We start from the raw sequence: 17,804 nt of genomic DNA on the forward strand, positions 1-17,804 counted from the left end.
AGGGGGTTTTGCCGCTTCCGTTGAGCGCGGGAATTCGGCAGGCTGCGGGGCATGAGTGGGGATGCGGGCAGACGGCTGGGCCGGATCCGGGCCGTCGCGTTCGGGGTGCTGGCCGTCTCGGGGGTGCTGCTCCTTTTCGGACCGCTGCTGGCCAAGGCCTGGAGCTGGCTCGTCGAGCCGCGGGATCCGGACTGGTGGGGCGCCTCCGGCCAGTGGGTCGGGGGCATCGGCACGATCGCGGCCGTCGTGGTCGCGCTGTGGATCGCCATCCGCGACGGCCGGCTCGCGCGGGCCGACCGCCGGGAGCGGGACCTGCGCGAACGGCAGGAGCAGGCCGCGAAGGTCACCGCGTGGATCGAGTACGCCGGCGGCCAGGGCTTCATGGTCGTCTCCAACGCGAACGCCGAAGCGGTCAACCACGTCGTCGTCTCGTTCGACCTCGTGCACAACCTGCCGATGACCGGGTCGACCCTGCACCGCGGCCCGGAGATCGAGGACGACGAATACCTCTACGCCATCCTGCCGCCCGGGAAGTGGCGGATGCCGTTCCGCGAGGAGTGGCAGCGCCCGGACATGACGCCCGGGGTGATGCTCGCCTTCACCGACTCGCGGAACGGCCACTGGCTCCGCCTGACCGACGGACGCCTGATCCCGAAGGACCAGAACGTCGTCACCCGGCGCAAGATCCGCTTCCCGCAGCGGATCAGCGTGCCCGAGAGCTACTGACCAGCTTCGCCAGCTGCCGCAGCCGGACGTCCGGCAGGTAGGCCCGGCTCAGCGCCAGCCCGACGCGCGGGAGGTCGGCCTCGTCGCGGAAAGCCAGGTACAGCGGGACGTGCCGCGGCTGGAACTTCGCCTTGAACGCGTGCAGGGAACGGAATCCGTAGTACGGCTCCATCACGCGGCCCAGCGACTCCAGGGCCCGGTCCACCGGCCGCGCCGCGAACCCGTCGCCGCTGCGGGCCAGCGGCGCACCCGACAGCGAGACGAACCGCGCGCCTTCCTCGCGGAAGGCCAGGCACGCCGAGGCGATGAGGAACTCCATCACCGGGCGGAAGCCGTGGGCGCTGCGGCGCATGACGTCCAGTGTCCAGCCGCCGATCTTGCCCGCGCCGGTGTGGACCGGCAGCCACGACGTCACGCCGTGGACCGTGCCCTCCGCGTCGACCGCCAGGCCGACCCGGGTCGCCGGGTCCATCGCCTCGTCGAGGCCGCCGAGGGTGAAGCCCATCTCCGGCATGGCCTTGCCGGACATCCACTCCTCCGACAGCGCCCGGACCTGGGCCAGGATCGGCTCGGGCTGGTCGGCCAGGCGGACCAGCCGGAATTCGATGTCCTGCTTGGCCGCCTTGTTCAGCGCCGAGCGGACGTCCTGCCACGCCTTGCCGCGGAACTCGAGGCCGTCGAGGTCGAGCACGTTGTCCTCGGCCACCTGGACGTGCTGCCAGCCCAGCTCGCGCGTCGCCGCGACGGTGGCTTCCGTCGCCGAGAACACGCACGGCACCAGCCCGGAGTTCTCGCACATCGCCGCGAATTCGGTGACCGTGGCGGCCGCCGTGTCGTCCGGCGCGATCGGGTCGCCCAGCGCCACCGCGACCCCCGCGTGGCGGCGGTAGGCGAGGTAGGACAGGCCGTCCTCGCGGACGAAGTAGGTGTTGCGCGGCCAGGTCGTCATCCACGACAGCGTGCTGCCGCCGTGGCGCCCCAGCAGGTTGCGCGCCAGCGCCGGCCCCGGGCCCTGCGCGTGCCGCCGCAGCCGGCGCCGCGAAGGCACCCGGAAGGCGTGGCGGGCCGCGATCAGGACGGCCAGTTCGACCGTCCACAAGAGATTGTCCACGAAGAACAGCGGCAGGCCCGTGACGTCGTAGTCGCCGCCGAAGATGTCGGCCACTCCGAGCAGCGTCGCGACGGCCAGCCCCTGGACCGTGACGAACGCCGACAGCCCGGCCGCCCAGCGCCACGCGACGCGGCTGCCCTTGCGCAGCCCGTTGAGCATCGGCACCACCACCAGCACCAGGATGCCGAGCTCCGGCGCCGACAGCGAGACGCCGTCGTCGGACCCGAACGGGCCGTCGCCGGGCACCAGGAACATCACGATCTCGGCGATGGTGAGCAGCAGCAGGCCGGCCACGGCCAGCACCCGCCACTCCCGCAGGTTCGGGGCCGCCTGGGCGCCGATCCGGCGGGTGCCGACCAGGCGCTTGCCGAGCGGAAGGGCCAGCAGCAGCGCGAAGAAGTGCACGAGGTCGGCCAGCGTGCCGACGTAGACGATCGCGACCCCGGCGTACACGCACAGCCCGGCCCGCAGCCGCAGCGCCCACGGCGGCCGCAGCGTCGCGCTGGCGATGGCCACCGCGGCGAGCGCGCCGCCGGAGAAGCCGACGTCGAGGCTGCCCGCGACCCGCTCGGCCCACAGCCAGCCGGAGTTGCGGGACAGCGCGAGGAACTGGGTCGCGGCGAGCACCGCGACGAGCTGGCCGCCGATGGTCACCGCCATCGCGCGCCGCGTCCCCAGCTTCCACTCGGCGAAGCCGGCGAAGAGCGCGAAGCTGCCGACCATCGGGAGGTAATACCAAGGGATGACGGCAAAGAACGGCCCGGTGAGCATCGTCCACCACCGGCCCGCCTCCAGCGACGGCAGCCCGTAGGCGACGAACGGGTAGACCGCGCGGTCTTCGGCGGCGTTCCACAACGCCCCGGTCGCGACGGCCAGCACCAGCATCGCGAGCGTGACACCGCTGGTGAACGGCAGTCGCTGTCTCAACACCGCAACCGTGCTCCGGATGCGGCCCCCTCCGGCGGTTCCGGCCGCCGCCCCTGCGTCAGTCATGGGGAGAAGTCTGTCGAGTTCCCGCCACCGCCAACATCGGGCAAGGGAACGAGATTTCCCCTAGGGGTGTCGTCCTTTCGGCTGAGGGATGTCCCCCTCTGCAGGACGACGTCAGCCGAGGACGGCGCGCCGGACCGCGTCGGTGTCGGTCAGGTCGGGCAGCACCGTGTGGGCGCCCTCGGCCTGCAGTTCTTCGGCGGAGTAGTGCCCGGTGGCCACCGCGACGGAGACCGCGCCGTTGGCCACCGCGGCCCGGACGTCGTTCGGCGTGTCGCCGATGACGACCACCGAGCCGGCGTCGAATTCCGTGCCGTGCTTGGCCGCCGCCAGCGCCATCGCGTGCGGGACCAGGTCCGGGCGGTGCACCGAGAGCGTGCCGTAGCCGCCGATCTCGAGGTCGAGGTGCTCGTCCAGGCCGAACGGGGCGAGCTTGTGCCGGGAGATCTCCGGCAGGTTGCCGGTGACGAGCGTCTGGACGACGTCGCCGCCGGCGGCGAACGCGGTCAGCGCCTCGGCCGCGCCCGGCAGCGCGCGGGCCGTCTCCGCGAAGGTGTGCCGGTGGCGTTCGGACTCCGCCACCAGGGCCTTGAACAGCGCCTGGATCGTCTCTTCGGCGGCCTCGAAGCCGTTCGCGGTGAGCAGGTCGGTCGTCGTCGCCCGTTCCGTGCGGCCGCCGAACACCGGGTGCACGCGCAGGGGCGCGCCGGTCGCCGCGGTGAACGCGGTCCCGTACCAGACCGCGCCCAGTTCGGAGAAGTCCACGAGCGTGTGGTCGATGTCCCAGAGCACCAGCCGCTTCTTCTCCATCCATGCCCCCGCCGCCACCCTCAACGGAGGCGCTTCGCGCCCATTCTTTCCCATGGGTCCGAGGCTACCGGGACCGCTATTCAACGCGCGTTGACTTTCGGGTGGCGAGGTCGTACCTTGAGGCGTAATTCAACGAGTGACGAATAAGTGGAGGCAGTGATGACCCGTCCCGCAGGGGCGCTCGCCCTGGTCGCCGCCCTGGCCGGCGCGCTGGTGGCGGTGGTGCTCGGATTCCTCACCTTCGGCGCGCAGGCCACCGTCGCGCCCGACGGCGTCCCGGTCGCCGTCGCCGCACCGCCGGAGATCGCGCAGCGCATCGCCGCCCACGGCGGCGGCCAGCTCGCCTGGACCGTCGCGACCCCGGCCGAAGCGCGGCAGCTGCTGGAGGACAAGAAGGTCTACGGCGTGCTCGAGCTCGGGCCGGGACCGTCCGCGACCGTCGTGACGTCGGGCGCGGTCAACCCGGCCGGCACCCAGGTCGCGCAGCAGGCGCTGACCGGCGCCGCGACCGCGCTGGCCGGCCCGCCGAAGCAGGAGGTCCTGCACCCGGCCGGGCTCGCGGGCCGGGTCGCGCCGCTGGCCGCGAGTGCGCTGGCGTGGATCGGCGCGCTCATCGCGGGTCTCGCGCTGACGCAGCTCGCGAAGCGGACCGGCCGGAGCGTCGGGGCCGGCGCCCGGGTCCTCCAGGTCGTCGGCGCGGGTGTGCTGATCACGGCGGTCGTGGCCGGGTTCTTCGCGCTGTGGGACGCGATGCTGCCGCTGACCGCGGGCGTCCTCGGCTTCGTCTTCCTGGCCGCGACGGCGTTCGCGGCCCTGCAGGCCGGGCTGCTGCGCCTGCTGGGCCTGCGCGCGATGGCCGTCCTCGCGCCGCTGTACCTGGTCGCGCCCGCGGTGGCCGGGCAGGTGCCGGAGCTGCTGAACCCGGCCTACCGTGCGCTGCTGTGGTCGTGGACGCCGTTCCGGTTCTCCACCGAAGGCCTGCGCAGCCTGCTGCAGGGCGTCCCGGGCGCGCCCGACGTGACGACCGCGCTGTGGGTGCTCGGTGCCCTGCTGGCCGCGGGCCTGCTGGTGACGCTGTGGCCGGCCCGCTCCGCCCGCTCAGCCGGCGAGGAGGCTGAACCGCACCTTGCGGACGGGGTTGTCGAGGTTGGTGTCCACTAGGCAGATCGACTGCCAGGTGCCCAGCGCGAGGACCCCGCCGAGCACCGGGATCGTCGCGTAGGGCGGCACCAGCGCCGGGAGCACGTGGTCACGGCCGTGACCCGGGCTCCCGTGCCGGTGCCGCCAGCGGCCGTCGCGGGGCAGCAGCTCGTCGAGCGCGGCCAGCAGGTCCTCGTCGCTGCCGGCGCCGGTTTCCAGGACGGCCAGCCCGGCGGTGGCGTGCGGGACCCAGACGTGCAGCAGCCCGTCGGTCGCGTCGGCGTCGCGCAGGAACGCCTCGGCTTCGTGGGTGAGGTCGTGGACGACGGCTTCGGCGCCGGTGCGGACCTCGATCTCGGTGGAATACATGCGGCCCAGCCTAGGGAGCGACGGGCTCCTTCGCGGGGCGGCCGGTGCGGGTGAACGCGAACGCCGTCAGGGCCGCCAGGAGCACCGCGCCGGTGAGGTAGGGGACGACCGGGTCGATCTCGTACAGGCCGGTGCCCAGCAGCGGCCCGCCCATGAACGCCAGCGCGCTGCTCGACCCCATCAGCCCGGCGACCGCGCCCTGCTCCTCCCGGGTGGCCAGCAGGGTCGGCGCCGACATGAACCCCGGCGTCGCGAACCCCATCCCCGCACCGAGCACGCCCACGCCGGCGCCGAGCAGGAGCCCGTCCGAGCCGGTGGCCACCACGAGCATCCCGGCGGTCATGACGACCGCACCCACTCGGATCAGCCGCAGCGGCGTCCAGTCCAGCCGCGGGACGGCGAGCACCTGGACCAGGATGATCATCCCCGCCCCGGCCAGCATGACCAGGCTCGTCACCCGCCCGGTGTCCTGCGCGGCCAGGTGCAGGCGGTCCTGCACCAGGAAGCCGATGGTCATCAGGACGATCGCCAGCGCGAGGTAGAGGCCGAAGCCGAGGGTCAGGAACGGCCACAGGCGCTTGTCGAACGGGCTGACCTTCACCGTCTCCGGGCGCGTGACGCGCTTCGGGGGCTTCGGCAGCGCGAAGGTGATCACGACGGCGATCGCGGCGAGGACGACCGGTGCGGCGTAGACCGGGACGAGCAGGTTCCCGGTGAGGCTCAGCAGCCCGCCCAGCGCGGGCCCGACGGCGAGCGCGAGGCCCTGGGCCGCACCGAAGACCGCCATGCCCCGCACCCGGGCGGCCGGGCCGTCGGTGACGTCGGCGATGTAGGACTGCGCGGTCACCGGCGTCGCGGCCCAGGCCAGCCCGAACGCGACGCCGCGGGTGAGCAGGACGGCCGTGAACAGCACCGGCACGGCGAGCGCCTTCGCCAGGCCGAGCTGGGCGACGAAGGCGAAGCCGAGCAGGCTCGCCATCGCGCCCAGCAGCGAAAGCAGCAGGACCGGCCGGTGTCCCCAGCGCGCGGTCCGGCGGCCCCAGAACGGGCTGGCCAGCACGACACCGGCCCCGCCGATCGCCCACACCGAGCCGAGCGCGAACTCGCTGAACCCGAATTCGCGGGCCAGCGGCGGCAGGAGCGGGTTGAGCATCTGCTGGCCGGCCATCAGGCCGAAGACCGCCAGGCACACCACCAGCACGGGTCGTCTTTCCGTGGTCATGATCGTTCCCCAGTTCCGTCCGATGACTTTTCGAACATGTTCCGAAAGTAGCACGGCGGGCATGATGGGGGAATGCCACGACCCGCCGGCCGCATGGGACGGCCGCCGACGACGTCCCGCGAGCAGATCCTCGAAGCGGCGCGGGTGATCCTCGACCGGGACGGCGGGGAGAAGCTGACGATCCGCCGGCTCGCCGCGGAGCTGGGCGTCGGCGCGACGACGCTGTACCACCACGTGCGCGACAAGGACGACCTGCTGATCCAGCTGCTCGAGCACTACGCCGGCCGGCTGCCGCGGCCGGCCCTGCCGGACGACCCGCGCGACCGCATCGTCGCCGCGGCGACCGTGATGCACGACGCGCTGGCCGCCTGGCCGCAGGTCGTGGAGGTGCTGACGGCCGACGACCTGCTGGGCGAGCCGGCGCTGTGGATGGTCGAGGGCATCGTCGGCGGGGCGCTCGGCTGCGGCTGCGCGCCGGAGCGGGCCGTCGAGCTGTACCGGAACATCTGGTACTACACGGTGGGCGAGATCCTCGTCCGCGCTCGCGCCGGCCGGCGGGCCGCCGAGGGCCGGCCTCGCTACCGCGATGCGGTGTTCGCGAACCTCGACGAGGCCCGGTTCCCCGGCCTGGCCGGCATCGGGGAACGCTGGCCGGAGCTGGCCGCGCGCGACACCTACCGGGCCGGGCTGCGCGCCTTCGTCGACGGGCTGCTCGCTCAGGAATCCAAGTAGCGCAACACCGCGAGCACCCGGCGGTTGTCCCCTTCGGACGGTGGCAGGCCGAGCTTGCCGAAGATCGACGTCACGTACTTCTCCACCGAACCGGGGGAGAGGAACAGCTCCGCCGCGATCGCGGAGTTCGACCGGCCTTCCGCCATCAGGCCCAGCACCTCGCGTTCGCGCGGGGTGAGGCCGCCGAGCGCGTCGGTCTGGCGCGTCGCCGAGAACAGCTGGCTGACGACCTCGGGGTCGAGGACCGTTTCGCCGTCCGCGACCCGGCGCAGCGCATCGAGGAAGTCCGACACCTCCGCGACGCGATCCTTGAGCAGGTAGCCGACGCCGCCCGCGCGGTCGGCCAGCAGCTGGGCCGCGTACTTCGTCTCGACGTACTGGGAGAACAGCAGGATCGCGCAGCCGGGGAACTCGCGGCGCAGCGCGATCGCCGCCCGCAGGCCCTCGTCGGTGTGCGTCGGCGGCATCCTGATGTCCACAATGGATACGTCGGGAGTGTGGCCGTTGACCGCTTCGCGCAGAGCTTCGGCGTCCTTCACCGCGGCGACGACCTCGTGGCCGCGGAAGGTGAGCAGCTCGACGAGACCCTGGCGCAGGATGGTGGAGTCCTCCGCGATGACGATCCGCATGCCGCGACCCTAGCGGGGCAGCGGCACCCGCGCGGACACTTCGGTCGGACCGCCGGCCGGGCTGGTGACGGTCAGTTCGCCGTCGACCGTCCGCAGCCGCTCGGCGACGCCGGCCAGCCCGCCGCCCGGCACGATCCGGGCGCCGCCGGGGCCGGTGTCGCGCACCCGCAGTAGCAGCACGTCCGGGGTTTCGGTGACTTCGACGAGCGTCATCCCGCCGTGTTTTGCGGCGTTGGTGAGCAGTTCGGCGGCGCTGAAGTAGACGATCGTCTCCAGCGACGGCGGTGGGCGGCGTGGGAGGTCGACGGCGACCTGCGCGTCGATCCCGGAGGTGGCGACGAGCGTGGCGAGGGCGACGTCGAGGCCCGCGTCCAGGGCGGCCGGGTGGATGCCGCGGGCGAGGTCGCGCAGTTCGGTAAGGGCCTGCTTGGCGTTGGCGTGCGCGGCGGTGACCAGCTGCTTGACCTGCGGGAGGTCGACGTCGGCCAGTTCGTCCTTGGCCAGGCCGAGCTTCATGGCCAGCGCGACGAGCTGGGCCTGCGCGCCATCGTGCAGGTCGCGTTCGATGCGCCGCAGCCGCAGGGCGGCGTCCTCGACGGCGGTCGCGCGGCTCGCTTCGAGGTCGCGGACGCGGGCGGACAGGTCGCGCTCGCCGAGCAGCCCGACGACCAGCAGCCTGTCGAGCGCGACGAAGGCGTGCGTCACCCGCGGCAGCGCGATCAGCACGAGCAGCCCGGACGCCGACCAGGCCAGCGCACCCGCCCAGTGCTCGGCGCGGATGTCGAAGACGGGCAGCTGCCGTTCGCCCATCGGGAACCAGAAGAAGCAGTAGGTGGTGGCGGCGAAGCTGTAGAGGGTCGCGGTGAGGACGCTGGCGAGCCCGACGAGGGTCAGCGGCAGCCGCAGCAGCAGGTAGCCGACGGCCCGCCAGCCCGCGGGATCGCCGACGCGCGCCTTCACCCAGCTCCACAGCCCGGGTTTGAGCTCGGGCCGCCGTGGGGCGGGGACGCTGACACCGAGCAGGGCCTTCGCGAGCCTCCGGTGGGCGGCCCCGATGCCCCGGGCGTAGAAGACGGCCCCGGCGAGGACGAGGAACCCGAGCAGGACGGGGGTGAGCCAGAGGCCGACCGCCAGCACGACGAGGAAGGTGAGCAGGGCGAAGACGGTGAGCGGGGCGGCGAGCCAGAGCCAGAGGTACTCGGCCCGGAAGTCCCGCGTGGCCAGGGGGCCGAAGACGCGGCGCAGCGGGTGGGGTGGGTCGAGGGTGGTCACGGGATCCAGTGTTGCCCGCGGTCGGCGGGGTTGCCCATGGGGTTTTCCCCCGGCTTCGTTACGGAACACCGCAGGGGTACACCGTCGGCAACGATTTCGTCACCGGGTTAACGAATCGGACAGCCTCGGCGACCCCGTTGTACGCGGTGTCGAAAGGAGGCGGCCGCCATGACGATCTTCTTTCACTGGGCCTCAGTGCACTGCGTTCAAGTGGTCGGCTGGGTTCTTTTTGCCGGCCTCGGGTGCTTGCTGGTGTGCGTCCGCCGGATTCCGTTCAGTGCGGCATACGTGAAACATATTTCGCATATCCCGGTCCTGGATACGAGGATCGGGTTCGGTGTCGCTGAGCGTTCCGCGATGGTGACGGCACTCGGCGAGCAGGGGCGACGGCATCACGCGTACTTCCAGATCGCCGATATTGGGTTCATCCTGGTTTACGTAGTGGCCCTGCCCGGAGGTCTCTTCACCTTGTTCGGCAGCGCGATACCGGCGATGGTCCCGGTGGCCGGGGCGGTGGCCGACCTGGTGGAGGACTCCGCGATTCTCGTTGCACTGCAGAAGTTTCCCAAGCCTGCGCGGCCTGCCTTGGCGGTGGCCGGGGTGGCCGGCACCGTGAAACACCTTTGCTTCTGGCCGTCGCTGATCGTTGTGGTGGCAGGCGGAGGTTTCGTACTGATCCGGAGGCTTTTCGATGTCTGAAAACGATGACTACGCCAGGGGGACTTACTTCACCCTTCGCTTCATGCTGATCGTTCTGGTGCTGCTGCTCGCCGCCTCGATCGCTCTGCATCTGGTCGTGAACAACATGTGCCTGCAACACTCGATCAGCGGGTACTATTACACGTCTTCGCAAGCGACGTTCGTTGGCATGTTGTGCGCGATCGGCGCGTGCCTCATCATCTATCAGGGAGCCGAAGTCGAGAATGCCCTTCTCGACTTCTCCGGCTTCATGGCCTTCATCGTCGCCTTCGTTCCCACCGGGGTGGACAACACCTGCAAGGTGGGCAGCGTCGCGGACATCGAGACCACGCCCGAAGTGGTAACGACCTTGCCGCCCGTGCTCGCCGCCGCCGTCGGTGCCGGGATCTGGGCCTTCGTGAAGCGGCCGCAGGGCAAGGCGGCCGGACTCGCCAGAGTGGTGAAGGGCGTGACGCTGTTCGTAGTGGCCGCCATGGCCTTTTGGGCGGGGGTGTTCCCCGGAGAGTTCGGAGCGCGCGGACACCTGTTCGCTGCCGGGTCCATGTTCGCCGGGATGGTCCTGGTCGTGGGGTGGAACTACTGGGATACGTCGCGCGAGCGGTATGGCGTGGTCTTCTGGGGCATGGTGGGGGCCCTGGTCGCCTGGCTGGCCGCCTTGAAGTTCGTGCCCTTCCCCCATTTGACGCTCGGAGTGGAGGCGGCGCTGATCGCCGGGTTCGCCTGGTTCTGGATCTGGCAGACGGTAGAGCTCAAAGGACGTGCAGACCGCCCCGTGGCGGACTCCAAAACTCATGCGGCCGCGGAGGCGGCTGGTCGGTAGGGGGTGAACGGCCTCCTCTGCAGCTTCCCGAGGAGGCCGTTCACGAAACCCGCGTCACGGCGTGTCCGGGTCGTCCTCCCGGGCTCGCTGGGCCGCCTCGCGCATCTCGATCACGTCCGTGAGCCACTCGCCCGTCTCGCGGGCGACGTCGCGGATCGCTCCCGTGATGATCGACGCTATGTTGCCGACGTGCGTCGCCGCTGATTCGGTGATCACCTGCAGGGTGTCCTTCTCTCGTTCGAACTGGCCCACCATGTCACCCTCACGCTGCTCGGAGCTGCCGGTCGGGTTCCACGGTAGCCGGGGACTGCGGGGCGGGCAGGGCCAGCTTCACGATCTTCTTCGCCACCGACCAGAGCTGCCGGCGCAGCGGGCCCGTGTGGTACGGCAGCCCGTACTTCTCGCAGATCGCGCGCACTTCGCCGGCGATCTGCGGGTAGCGGCGCGCCGGGATGTCCGGGAACAGGTGGTGCTCGATCTGGTGGGACAGGTTGCCGCTGAGGATGTGGAACAGCGGCCCGCCCGTGATGTTCGCCGAACCCAGGATCTGGCGCAGGTACCACTGGCCGCGCGATTCCGAAGCGGTTTCCTCTTCGGTGAAGCTTTCGACGTCCGCCGGGAAGTGGCCGCAGAAGATGATCGCGAACGCCCACAGGTTGCGGGTCAGGTTCGCCGTCGCGTTGCCGAGGAACGTCAGCGGCGCCAGCGGTCCCGTCAGCAACGGGAACAGCACGTAGTCCTTGCCGATCTGCCGCGACGCCTTCCGCACGATCTTCCGCAGCACCGGCACGTTGTCCGCCCAGGTCCGCGTGCCCTTGACGACGTTCTCCACCTCGAGGTCGTGCAGCATCACGCCCCACTGGAAGAAGATCGCCAGCAGCGTCGCGTACACCGGGTTGCCCAGGTAGTACGGGTGCCACTTCTGGGCGGTGTCCATCCGCAGGATGCCGTAGCCGACGTCGCGGTCCTTGTCGACGATGTTCGTGTACGTGTGGTGGATGTAGTTGTGCGAGTGCCGCCAGTTCTCCGCCGGCGCCACCGTGTCCCACTCGAACCGCTGCGAGCTCAGCGCCGGGTCGCGCGTCCAGTCGTACTGGCCGTGCATGACGTTGTGGCCGATCTCCATGTTGTCGAGGATCTTCGCCAGCGACAGCGCGCCGACGCCGGCCAGCCACGCCGGCGGGAAGAACCCGGCGAACAGCAGCGCCCGCCCGGCGACCTCCAGGCCGCGCTGGGTCTTGATGACGTTGTGGATGTAGTCGACGTCCTCCTGGCCGAGGTCGTCGACGATCCGCTGCCGCAGCGCGTCGAGCTCGCGGCCGAACTCCTCGACCTGTGCCGGGGTCAGGCGGTCCTGCAGACCGGTCATGACAATCTCCTCTAAGCGTCGATCTCGACGTCCCCGACCGGGACGGAGATGCAGAGCTGGATTTCTTCGTCTTCGTCGCCGGAAACCTCGCCGGTGCGCGCGTTGCGGACGCGCCCGGCCGTCTTCAGCTGGGTGCAGGAGAAGCAGATGCCCATCCGGCAGCCGTGCTCCGGCGTCAGACCGGCTTCCTCGGCCTGCTCCAGCAACGGCTTCCCCGAGTTGGCGCATTCGCGGCCGCTGCGGCGGAACCGCACCCGGCCCTCGGCGTCCGCGGTGTCGAACGTCAACGCCGGCGGCGTGAACTCTTCGGTGTGCACGCGTTCACCGAGCTCCGCGCGCACGGCGTCCATGAGTGGCTTCGGGCCGCAGACGAACGTCTCCGCGTCGCGGAACCGCGGCTCGATGTGCTCGACCGAGAAGAACCCGGTCAGGTCGCCGCCCTTCGAGTGCGTGTAGGCGTGCACGACCCGCAGTCCCGGGTGCCGGGCGGCGAGTTCGGCCAGTTCGGTGCGGTACAGCGCGTCGGCCGGGCCGTTCGAGTACTGCACGAACACGATCTCGCCGGGGTGACCTTCGTCGACCAGGGTGCGCGCCATCGCGAGCACCGGCGTGATCCCGCTGCCGCCCGCGATCAGCAGCACGCGGTCCGGCCGGGTGGCCGGCAGCGTGAAGCCGCCGTCCGGAGTGGACAGGTTGACGACCGAGCCGACACCGATCGCCCGGTTCAGGTGCCCGGAGACCAGGCCCTGCTCCTTGACCGTGAACTCCAGTTCGCCGTCGTACTGCGAACCGGACGGCGAATAGCAGCGCGTGCGCCGGACGCCGTCGATCTCCACCTGCACGCGGACGTACTGGCCGGCGGTGAACCCGGGCCACGCGCGGCTCGGCCGGACGGTGAGGGTGACGCTGTCCGGCGTCTGCTTGCGCACCGCCGTGACCAGCCCGCGGATCTCGCGGCGGACCAGCATCGGGTCGACGAGCTCCAGGTACCGGTCCATCCCGTGCGGCGTCAGCAGCGCCTCGGCCAGCGAGGCGAGGCCGCGCACCCGCCGGGGGATGAGCGCCGTCATCTCCGAACCTCCTCGGTTACAGTGAACGACTGTGCACTCAATAGTGCACTGCAGGAGTGGACGCCCTGTCAACGCGAGACGCGAAGGATGTGACGTGAGCAACGCGGTGGACACCCGTACGCTGGAACCCGTGTCCGAACCACTGACGCCGGTGAGCCGCCAGGAGCGCAAACTGCGCACCCGCCAGGCGTTGCTGGACACCGCCCTCGAGCTGCTGGCCGACCGCCCGTTCGCCACGCTGTCCCTGCGCGAGGTCGCGAAGGGCGCCGGCATCGTCCCGACGGCCTTCTACCGGCACTTCGCCACGATGGAGGACCTCGGCGTCGCGCTCGTCGAGGAGGCGACGCGCACGCTGCGCGGCATGATGCGCTCCGCCCGCACCGATCCGGACACCTACCAGGGGATGATCAGCGCCTCGGTGGCCACGGTGCACCAATTCGTCCGGGCGAACGAGGACCATTTCCGGTTCCTCACCCGCGAGCGGTACGCCGGCGGCCCGCTCGCCCAGGCGATCGGCGTCGAACTGCGGATGTTCTCCGGCGACCTCGCGATCGACCTCGCGCGGTTCGCGCCGCTGCGGTCGTGGAGCACCGAAGACCTGCACATGCTGGCCGACTTGATCGTTTCCGTGATGCTGACGACCATTGTCGAACTGCTGGAAGCCCGCCCCGGTGAAGACGCGAAAATCACCGGAACGGCGGAAAAACGGCTGCGCCTGGTCCTGCTGGGCGTCCCGCACTGGAAAACGACCTGAACGTTTCCCGCACGACACTCGTATTTCCCGGCACAACCGGCGGACTTGCGACCCAGGTCACTGGGGACTGTCGGTCCGGCGTGGTACAACCCTCGGATCGTGCCTCGCCGATGAGGAGGTCGTGTGACGGACAGCGAACAGAGTCAGCAGCTCACCGTGGGTGTGGTGGCCGAATCACGCCCCGGGGAGCGGCGGGTGGCGATGGTGCCCAAGCTCGTCGGGCGGCTGGCGCAGCGCGGGCTGCGCGTCGTCGTCGAGCCGGGCGCCGGATCCGGCGCGCACCTGAGTGACGATGCGTACACCCAGGCCGGCGCCGAACTCGGCGACGCCTGGGGCGCGCCGATCGTCGTGAAGGTCAACCCGCCTTCGCCGGGGGAAGTCGCGAAACTGAGCCGGGGCGCCGTGCTCGTCGGTTTCCTCGATCCGCGCGGCAACCCGGAAGGGCTCGCGAAGCTCGAAGAAGCGGGGTTGCGCGCCTTCGCGATGGAGGCGGTCCCGCGGATCTCGCGGGCGCAGGCGATGGACGCGCTGTCGTCGCAGGCCAGCATCGGCGGTTACCGCGCGGTGCTGCTCGCCGCGCAGAAACTCCCGCGGTTCTTCCCGATGCTCACCACCGCGGCCGGCACCGTCCCGCCGGCCAAGGTGCTCGTCCTCGGCGCCGGCGTCGCCGGCCTGCAGGCGCTCGCCACGGCGAAGCGGCTCGGCGCGCAGACCACCGGCTACGACGTCCGGCCCGAGGTCGCCGAGCAGGTCAAGTCGCTCGGCGCGCAGTTCCTCGACCTCGGCATCGAGGCCGTCGGCGAAGGCGGGTACGCCCGCGAGCTGACGCCGGAAGAGCGCGAGGAGCAGCAGCGGCGGCTCACCGAGGCCATCACGAAGTTCGACGTCGTGATCACCACCGCGCTGGTGCCGGGCCGCAAGGCGCCGACCCTGGTCACCGCGGACGCCGTCAAGGGCATGCCCGCCGGGTCCGTCGTGGTCGACCTCGCGGGCGAGACCGGCGGCAACTGCGAGCTGACCAAGCCGGGCGAGGACGTCGTGGAGCACGACGTCACCATCTCCTCCCCGCTGAACCTGCCCGCCGAAATGCCTTCGCACGCCAGCGAGCTCTACGCACGCAACGTCGTCGAGCTGCTGGAGCTGCTCGTGACGAAGGAAGGCGCGCTGGAGCTGAACTTCGAAGACGAGATCGTCGCCGGTGCCTGCGTGGCCGGGCGCGAAGGGAGCGCGTCGTGAGCCCACTGGTGCAGAACCTGGCGGTGCTCGTGCTCGCCGGGTTCGTCGGCTTCGCCGTCATCTCGAAAGTGCCCAACACCCTGCACACCCCGCTGATGTCGGGCACCAACGCCATCCACGGCATCGTGCTGCTGGGCGGCCTGGTCGTGCTCGGCCTCGGCGTCGACGGCGTGTTCAACAAGATCCTGCTGGTCATCGCGATCGCCTTCGGCACGATCAACGTCGTCGGCGGGTTCCTCGTCACCGACCGGATGCTGTCGATGTTCAAGGCGAAGAAGCCCGTACCCGGTGAGGAGGAGGAGAAGTGACCGACTTCATCGCGATCCTCTACATCATCGCGTTCGCCCTCTTCATCTACGGCCTGATGGGCCTGACCGGCCCGCGCACCGCCGTCCGCGGCAACTGGATCGCCGCGGTCGGCATGGGCATCGCCGTCGTCGCCACCCTGCTCACCCCGGGGATGGGCAACTGGGTGCTGATCGCGCTCGGCGTCGGGATCGGCGTCGTCGTCGGCGTGCCGTCGGCGCGCAAGGTCAAGATGACCGCGATGCCGCAGATGGTGGCGCTGTTCAACGGCGTCGGCGGCGGCGCGGTCGCGCTCATCGCGTGGGTCGAGTTCAACTCCACCGACGGGTACGCGCACGAACCGGCGTACATCGCGATCGCCTCGCTGTTCGCCGCCATCATCGGCTCGATCTCCTTCTGGGGCTCGAACGTCGCGTTCGGCAAGCTCCAGGAGCTGATCAGCGGCCGCCCGATCACCCTCGGCAAGCTCCAGCAGCCGGTCAACCTGCTGCTCCTGGCGATCGCGGTCGTCTGCGCGGTGCTCATCATCACCGGGAACGACAGCGAGCTGCTGATCATCGGGCTGCTGGTGGCGGCGGGCATCCTCGGCCTCACCGTCGTGCTGCCGATCGGCGGCGCGGACATGCCGGTGGTGATCTCGCTGCTCAACGCGTTCACCGGGCTGTCGGCCGCGGCGATGGGCCTGGCGCTGGACAACACGGCGCTGATCGTGGCGGGCATGATCGTCGGCGCGTCCGGCTCGATCCTGACGAACCTGATGGCCAAGGCGATGAACCGGTCCATCCCGGCGATCGTCGCGGGCGGCTTCGGCGGCGGCCCGGCGGTCGCGGCCGGCGGCGGCGCGAAGGAAGCCCGTCCGGTGCGCTCGACCAGCGCGGCCGACACCGCGATCCAGATGGCCTACGCCAGCAAGGTCGTCGTGGTGCCCGGCTACGGCATGGCCGTGGCGCAGGCGCAGCACACCGTCCGCGAGATGGCGAAGCTGCTGGAGAAGAAGGGCATCACGGTCGCGTACGCGATCCACCCGGTGGCCGGCCGGATGCCGGGGCACATGAACGTGCTGCTCGCCGAGGCCGACGTGCCGTACGAGCAGCTCAAGGAGATGGACGAAATCAACTCCGAGTTCGCCCAGACCGACGTCGCGCTGGTGATCGGCGCGAACGACGTCACGAACCCGGCCGCGCAGACCGACCCGAGCTCGCCGATCTACGGGATGCCGATCCTCAAGGTCAACGAGAGCCGGTCCGTGATCGTCTTGAAACGCGGGATGAGCTCGGGCTTCGCCGGGATCGACAACGACCTGTTCTACGATCCGAAGACCAGCATGCTCTTCGGGGACGCCAAGTCGTCGGTGGGCGAGATCGTGGAGGAACTCAAGGCGCTATGACGACCGGGTCGGATGTTCGTGCGGCGTTCACGGATCCGGCCGAGAATCTCGCTTTCGACGAAGCGCTCCTCCGGGTTGCGCCCGAGTCACCGGTGCTGTGGCTCTGGCGCAACCCGGTTTGCGTCGTGGTGGGGCGCGGGCAGCGGATCGCCCGCGAAGTGCGTGTCGACGAGTGCGTCCGCGACGGCGTCCCGGTGCTGCGGCGGGCCAGCGGCGGCGGCACCGTGTTCCACGATCCGGGCAACCTGAACGTCACGTTGGTCCTGCCCGGCCCGGCGGACCGGCCCCTGGAGGCGCTCGGCCAGGTGATGAGCGCCGCCGTCGACCAGCTCGGGCTGGTGCCGCGGATCGGCGACCGCGGGCTGTTCATCGGCGACGCGAAGCTGTGCGGGTTCGCGGTGTTCCGCACGAAGACCGGCCTGCTGGCCCACTCGACGCTGCTGGTCGAGACGGCGGCCGGGCTCGTCGGCCGCTACCTGACCAGCGCGCCGCCGGACCCGCGGCCGCTCGACTCGCACCGCAGCCCGGTGGCGTCGCTGGCCGAGCACGGCCTGCGGCCCGGGTTCCCGGCGGTCGAGGCGGCGGTGCGGGCGGCGGCGTCGCAGCTGCTCGGGACGTTCGTGCCCCGCCCGCCGTCGGCGGCCGAGCTGGCGCGGCAGCGGGCGCTGCTGCACACCCGCTACCGCTACCCGTCCTGGCACGCCGACGGCGCCCAGCGCGCGGCCTGAGCCGTCTACTGTGGACTTACTCGGCCGCCGAGAACATGACGGTCGGCACCTTGCGGCCGGTGGTCTTCGGCTCCGCGGCCTTCCTGGTGCGCGCGGGTTCGGCCTTCTTCTCCGGGGCGGCCTTCGGCTTGGTGGACTTCGGTTTCGGGGTGGTTCTCTCGGCTTCGGTCTTCTTCGCGCCGGGGACGGCCCGGGGCCGGTTCTTGCGGCCTCCCGTGCGGCGTCCGGCGTCGGCGTAACGCTGCAGGAGTTCGCGCAGCGCTTCGGCGTTGGCGAAGGAGAGGTCGATGTCGTAGTCGATGCCGTCCAGGCCGAACCCGACGGTCTCCGCCGCGGGCTCGCCGGTCAGATCATCCAGCACCTGCACAGCCGTGTTCCTGGCCACGACAAACCTCCCGTGCTCGAACTCGTGTGTTCGCGCGCACCGGGCCCGA

General features: G+C 70.9%; 20 protein-coding genes. 10 read left to right on the plus strand and 10 right to left on the minus strand.

Features of this window, described 5'->3' with window-relative positions:
• The first annotated feature begins 51 nt into the window (after positions 1-51).
• Positions 52-726: a hypothetical protein gene (locus ACWEF6_RS11270; protein ID WP_449682801.1), complete on the plus strand. Its 675-nt coding sequence runs from the start codon at positions 52-54 to the stop codon at positions 724-726.
• Here the strand turns inward: ACWEF6_RS11270 and ACWEF6_RS11275 are convergent.
• Both ACWEF6_RS11275 and ACWEF6_RS11280 read right to left on the minus strand, forming a co-directional pair.
• On the minus strand, positions 704-2,767 hold the full coding sequence (locus ACWEF6_RS11275) for a bifunctional lysylphosphatidylglycerol flippase/synthetase MprF (RefSeq protein ID WP_449682802.1): 2,064 nt from the start codon (positions 2,765-2,767) through the stop codon (positions 704-706). The genes ACWEF6_RS11270 and ACWEF6_RS11275 overlap by 23 nt on opposite strands.
• A 174-nt stretch (positions 2,768-2,941) precedes the next feature.
• Positions 2,942-3,637 (minus strand): HAD family hydrolase, encoded by a 696-nt coding sequence (locus ACWEF6_RS11280; RefSeq protein WP_449682848.1) that lies wholly within the window; start codon positions 3,635-3,637, stop codon positions 2,942-2,944.
• 159 nt (positions 3,638-3,796) lie between these two features.
• On the opposite strand from ACWEF6_RS11280, the gene ACWEF6_RS11285 reads away from it, so the two are divergent.
• Positions 3,797-4,798, plus strand: a complete 1,002-nt coding sequence (locus ACWEF6_RS11285) for an ABC transporter permease (protein WP_449682803.1) — start codon at positions 3,797-3,799, stop codon at positions 4,796-4,798.
• Here ACWEF6_RS11285 and ACWEF6_RS11290 read toward each other — a convergent pair.
• Positions 4,736-5,146 carry a secondary thiamine-phosphate synthase enzyme YjbQ gene (locus ACWEF6_RS11290; RefSeq protein ID WP_449682804.1) on the minus strand — a complete coding sequence of 137 codons (411 nt, stop codon included), beginning with the start codon at positions 5,144-5,146 and terminating at the stop codon, positions 4,736-4,738. The two genes, ACWEF6_RS11285 and ACWEF6_RS11290, sit on opposite strands and share 63 nt — an antisense overlap.
• Before the next feature lie 10 nt (positions 5,147-5,156).
• A complete protein-coding gene (locus tag ACWEF6_RS11295) occupies positions 5,157-6,368 on the minus strand; it encodes an MFS transporter (protein WP_449682805.1) in 1,212 nt (403 codons plus the stop codon).
• 72 nt (positions 6,369-6,440) lie between these two features.
• Here ACWEF6_RS11295 and ACWEF6_RS11300 point away from each other — a divergent pair, with 72 nt between their 5' ends.
• Entirely contained in the window at positions 6,441-7,100 is a 660-nt protein-coding gene (locus tag ACWEF6_RS11300) for a TetR/AcrR family transcriptional regulator (RefSeq protein WP_449682806.1), read from the plus strand.
• On the opposite strand, the gene ACWEF6_RS11305 is transcribed toward ACWEF6_RS11300, so the two are convergent.
• Together ACWEF6_RS11305 and ACWEF6_RS11310 are read right to left on the minus strand one after the other, a co-directional pair.
• On the minus strand, positions 7,085-7,729 hold the full coding sequence (locus ACWEF6_RS11305; RefSeq protein ID WP_449682807.1) for a response regulator transcription factor: 645 nt from the start codon (positions 7,727-7,729) through the stop codon (positions 7,085-7,087). The two genes, ACWEF6_RS11300 and ACWEF6_RS11305, sit on opposite strands and share 16 nt — an antisense overlap.
• A gap of 9 nt (positions 7,730-7,738) precedes the next feature.
• On the minus strand, positions 7,739-9,010 hold the full coding sequence (locus tag ACWEF6_RS11310; RefSeq protein ID WP_449682849.1) for a sensor histidine kinase: 1,272 nt from the start codon (positions 9,008-9,010) through the stop codon (positions 7,739-7,741).
• Between the two features lie 159 nt (positions 9,011-9,169).
• Here ACWEF6_RS11310 and ACWEF6_RS11315 point away from each other — a divergent pair, with 159 nt between their 5' ends.
• A complete protein-coding gene (locus tag ACWEF6_RS11315; protein WP_449682808.1) occupies positions 9,170-9,700 on the plus strand; it encodes a hypothetical protein in 531 nt (176 codons plus the stop codon).
• A gap of 43 nt (positions 9,701-9,743) precedes the next feature.
• Entirely contained in the window at positions 9,744-10,520 is a 777-nt protein-coding gene (locus ACWEF6_RS11320; protein WP_449682809.1) for a hypothetical protein, read from the plus strand.
• A gap of 54 nt (positions 10,521-10,574) precedes the next feature.
• Here the strand turns inward: ACWEF6_RS11320 and ACWEF6_RS11325 are convergent, their stop codons facing one another.
• Genes ACWEF6_RS11325 through ACWEF6_RS11335 form a run of 3 tightly spaced genes read right to left on the minus strand, consistent with a single transcriptional unit; the run spans position 10,575 to position 12,959 of the window.
• Complete coding sequence (locus ACWEF6_RS11325; protein ID WP_310974321.1) at positions 10,575-10,775, minus strand: hypothetical protein; 201 nt, start codon at positions 10,773-10,775, stop codon at positions 10,575-10,577.
• Positions 10,776-10,782: 7 nt separating this feature from the next.
• A complete protein-coding gene (locus tag ACWEF6_RS11330; RefSeq protein WP_449682810.1) occupies positions 10,783-11,889 on the minus strand; it encodes a fatty acid desaturase family protein in 1,107 nt (368 codons plus the stop codon).
• An 11-nt stretch (positions 11,890-11,900) separates the two neighbouring features.
• On the minus strand, positions 11,901-12,959 hold the full coding sequence (locus tag ACWEF6_RS11335) for a ferredoxin reductase (protein WP_449682811.1): 1,059 nt from the start codon (positions 12,957-12,959) through the stop codon (positions 11,901-11,903).
• 94 nt (positions 12,960-13,053) lie between these two features.
• Between ACWEF6_RS11335 and ACWEF6_RS11340 the strand changes: the two genes are divergently transcribed.
• From ACWEF6_RS11340 to ACWEF6_RS11360, 5 genes are all read left to right on the plus strand, one after another.
• The gene (locus tag ACWEF6_RS11340) at positions 13,054-13,713 is read left to right on the plus strand and encodes a TetR family transcriptional regulator (RefSeq protein ID WP_310974317.1); all 660 of its coding nucleotides are present in this window, start codon (positions 13,054-13,056) and stop codon (positions 13,711-13,713) included.
• A 123-nt stretch (positions 13,714-13,836) separates the two neighbouring features.
• On the plus strand, positions 13,837-14,949 hold the full coding sequence (locus ACWEF6_RS11345) for a Re/Si-specific NAD(P)(+) transhydrogenase subunit alpha (protein WP_449682812.1): 1,113 nt from the start codon (positions 13,837-13,839) through the stop codon (positions 14,947-14,949).
• 5 nt (positions 14,950-14,954) lie between these two features.
• Positions 14,955-15,257: an NAD(P) transhydrogenase subunit alpha gene (locus ACWEF6_RS11350; RefSeq protein ID WP_449682850.1), complete on the plus strand. Its 303-nt coding sequence runs from the start codon at positions 14,955-14,957 to the stop codon at positions 15,255-15,257.
• Positions 15,254-16,642, plus strand: coding sequence for an NAD(P)(+) transhydrogenase (Re/Si-specific) subunit beta (locus ACWEF6_RS11355; protein ID WP_449682813.1), 1,389 nt, complete (start codon positions 15,254-15,256; stop codon positions 16,640-16,642). The genes ACWEF6_RS11350 and ACWEF6_RS11355 overlap by 4 nt, the downstream gene beginning before the upstream one ends.
• Positions 16,639-17,370 (plus strand): lipoate--protein ligase family protein, encoded by a 732-nt coding sequence (locus tag ACWEF6_RS11360; protein ID WP_310974312.1) that lies wholly within the window; start codon positions 16,639-16,641, stop codon positions 17,368-17,370. The genes ACWEF6_RS11355 and ACWEF6_RS11360 overlap by 4 nt, the downstream gene beginning before the upstream one ends.
• A gap of 16 nt (positions 17,371-17,386) precedes the next feature.
• Here ACWEF6_RS11360 and ACWEF6_RS11365 read toward each other — a convergent pair whose 3' ends face one another.
• The gene (locus ACWEF6_RS11365; protein WP_449682814.1) at positions 17,387-17,755 is read right to left on the minus strand and encodes a histone-like nucleoid-structuring protein Lsr2; all 369 of its coding nucleotides are present in this window, start codon (positions 17,753-17,755) and stop codon (positions 17,387-17,389) included.
• Positions 17,756-17,804: the final 49 nt, after the last annotated feature.

The organism is Amycolatopsis sp. NPDC004772, assembly GCF_053601215.1.

Coding starts and splice junctions, on each gene's coding strand:
- ACWEF6_RS11325 (WP_310974321.1), bottom strand. CDS start 10,775: ATGGTGGGCCAGTTCGAACGAGAGAAGGACACCCTGCAGGTGATCACC.
- ACWEF6_RS11295 (WP_449682805.1), bottom strand. CDS start 6,368: ATGACCACGGAAAGACGACCCGTGCTGGTGGTGTGCCTGGCGGTCTTC.
- ACWEF6_RS11335 (WP_449682811.1), bottom strand. CDS start 12,959: ATGACGGCGCTCATCCCCCGGCGGGTGCGCGGCCTCGCCTCGCTGGCC.
- ACWEF6_RS11290 (WP_449682804.1), bottom strand. CDS start 5,146: ATGTATTCCACCGAGATCGAGGTCCGCACCGGCGCCGAAGCCGTCGTC.
- ACWEF6_RS11305 (WP_449682807.1), bottom strand. CDS start 7,729: ATGCGGATCGTCATCGCGGAGGACTCCACCATCCTGCGCCAGGGTCTC.
- ACWEF6_RS11285 (WP_449682803.1), top strand. CDS start 3,797: ATGACCCGTCCCGCAGGGGCGCTCGCCCTGGTCGCCGCCCTGGCCGGC.
- ACWEF6_RS11360 (WP_310974312.1), top strand. CDS start 16,639: ATGACGACCGGGTCGGATGTTCGTGCGGCGTTCACGGATCCGGCCGAG.
- ACWEF6_RS11280 (WP_449682848.1), bottom strand. CDS start 3,637: ATGGAGAAGAAGCGGCTGGTGCTCTGGGACATCGACCACACGCTCGTG.
- ACWEF6_RS11320 (WP_449682809.1), top strand. CDS start 9,744: ATGCTGATCGTTCTGGTGCTGCTGCTCGCCGCCTCGATCGCTCTGCAT.
- ACWEF6_RS11270 (WP_449682801.1), top strand. CDS start 52: ATGAGTGGGGATGCGGGCAGACGGCTGGGCCGGATCCGGGCCGTCGCG.
- ACWEF6_RS11315 (WP_449682808.1), top strand. CDS start 9,170: ATGACGATCTTCTTTCACTGGGCCTCAGTGCACTGCGTTCAAGTGGTC.
- ACWEF6_RS11300 (WP_449682806.1), top strand. CDS start 6,441: ATGCCACGACCCGCCGGCCGCATGGGACGGCCGCCGACGACGTCCCGC.
- ACWEF6_RS11330 (WP_449682810.1), bottom strand. CDS start 11,889: ATGACCGGTCTGCAGGACCGCCTGACCCCGGCACAGGTCGAGGAGTTC.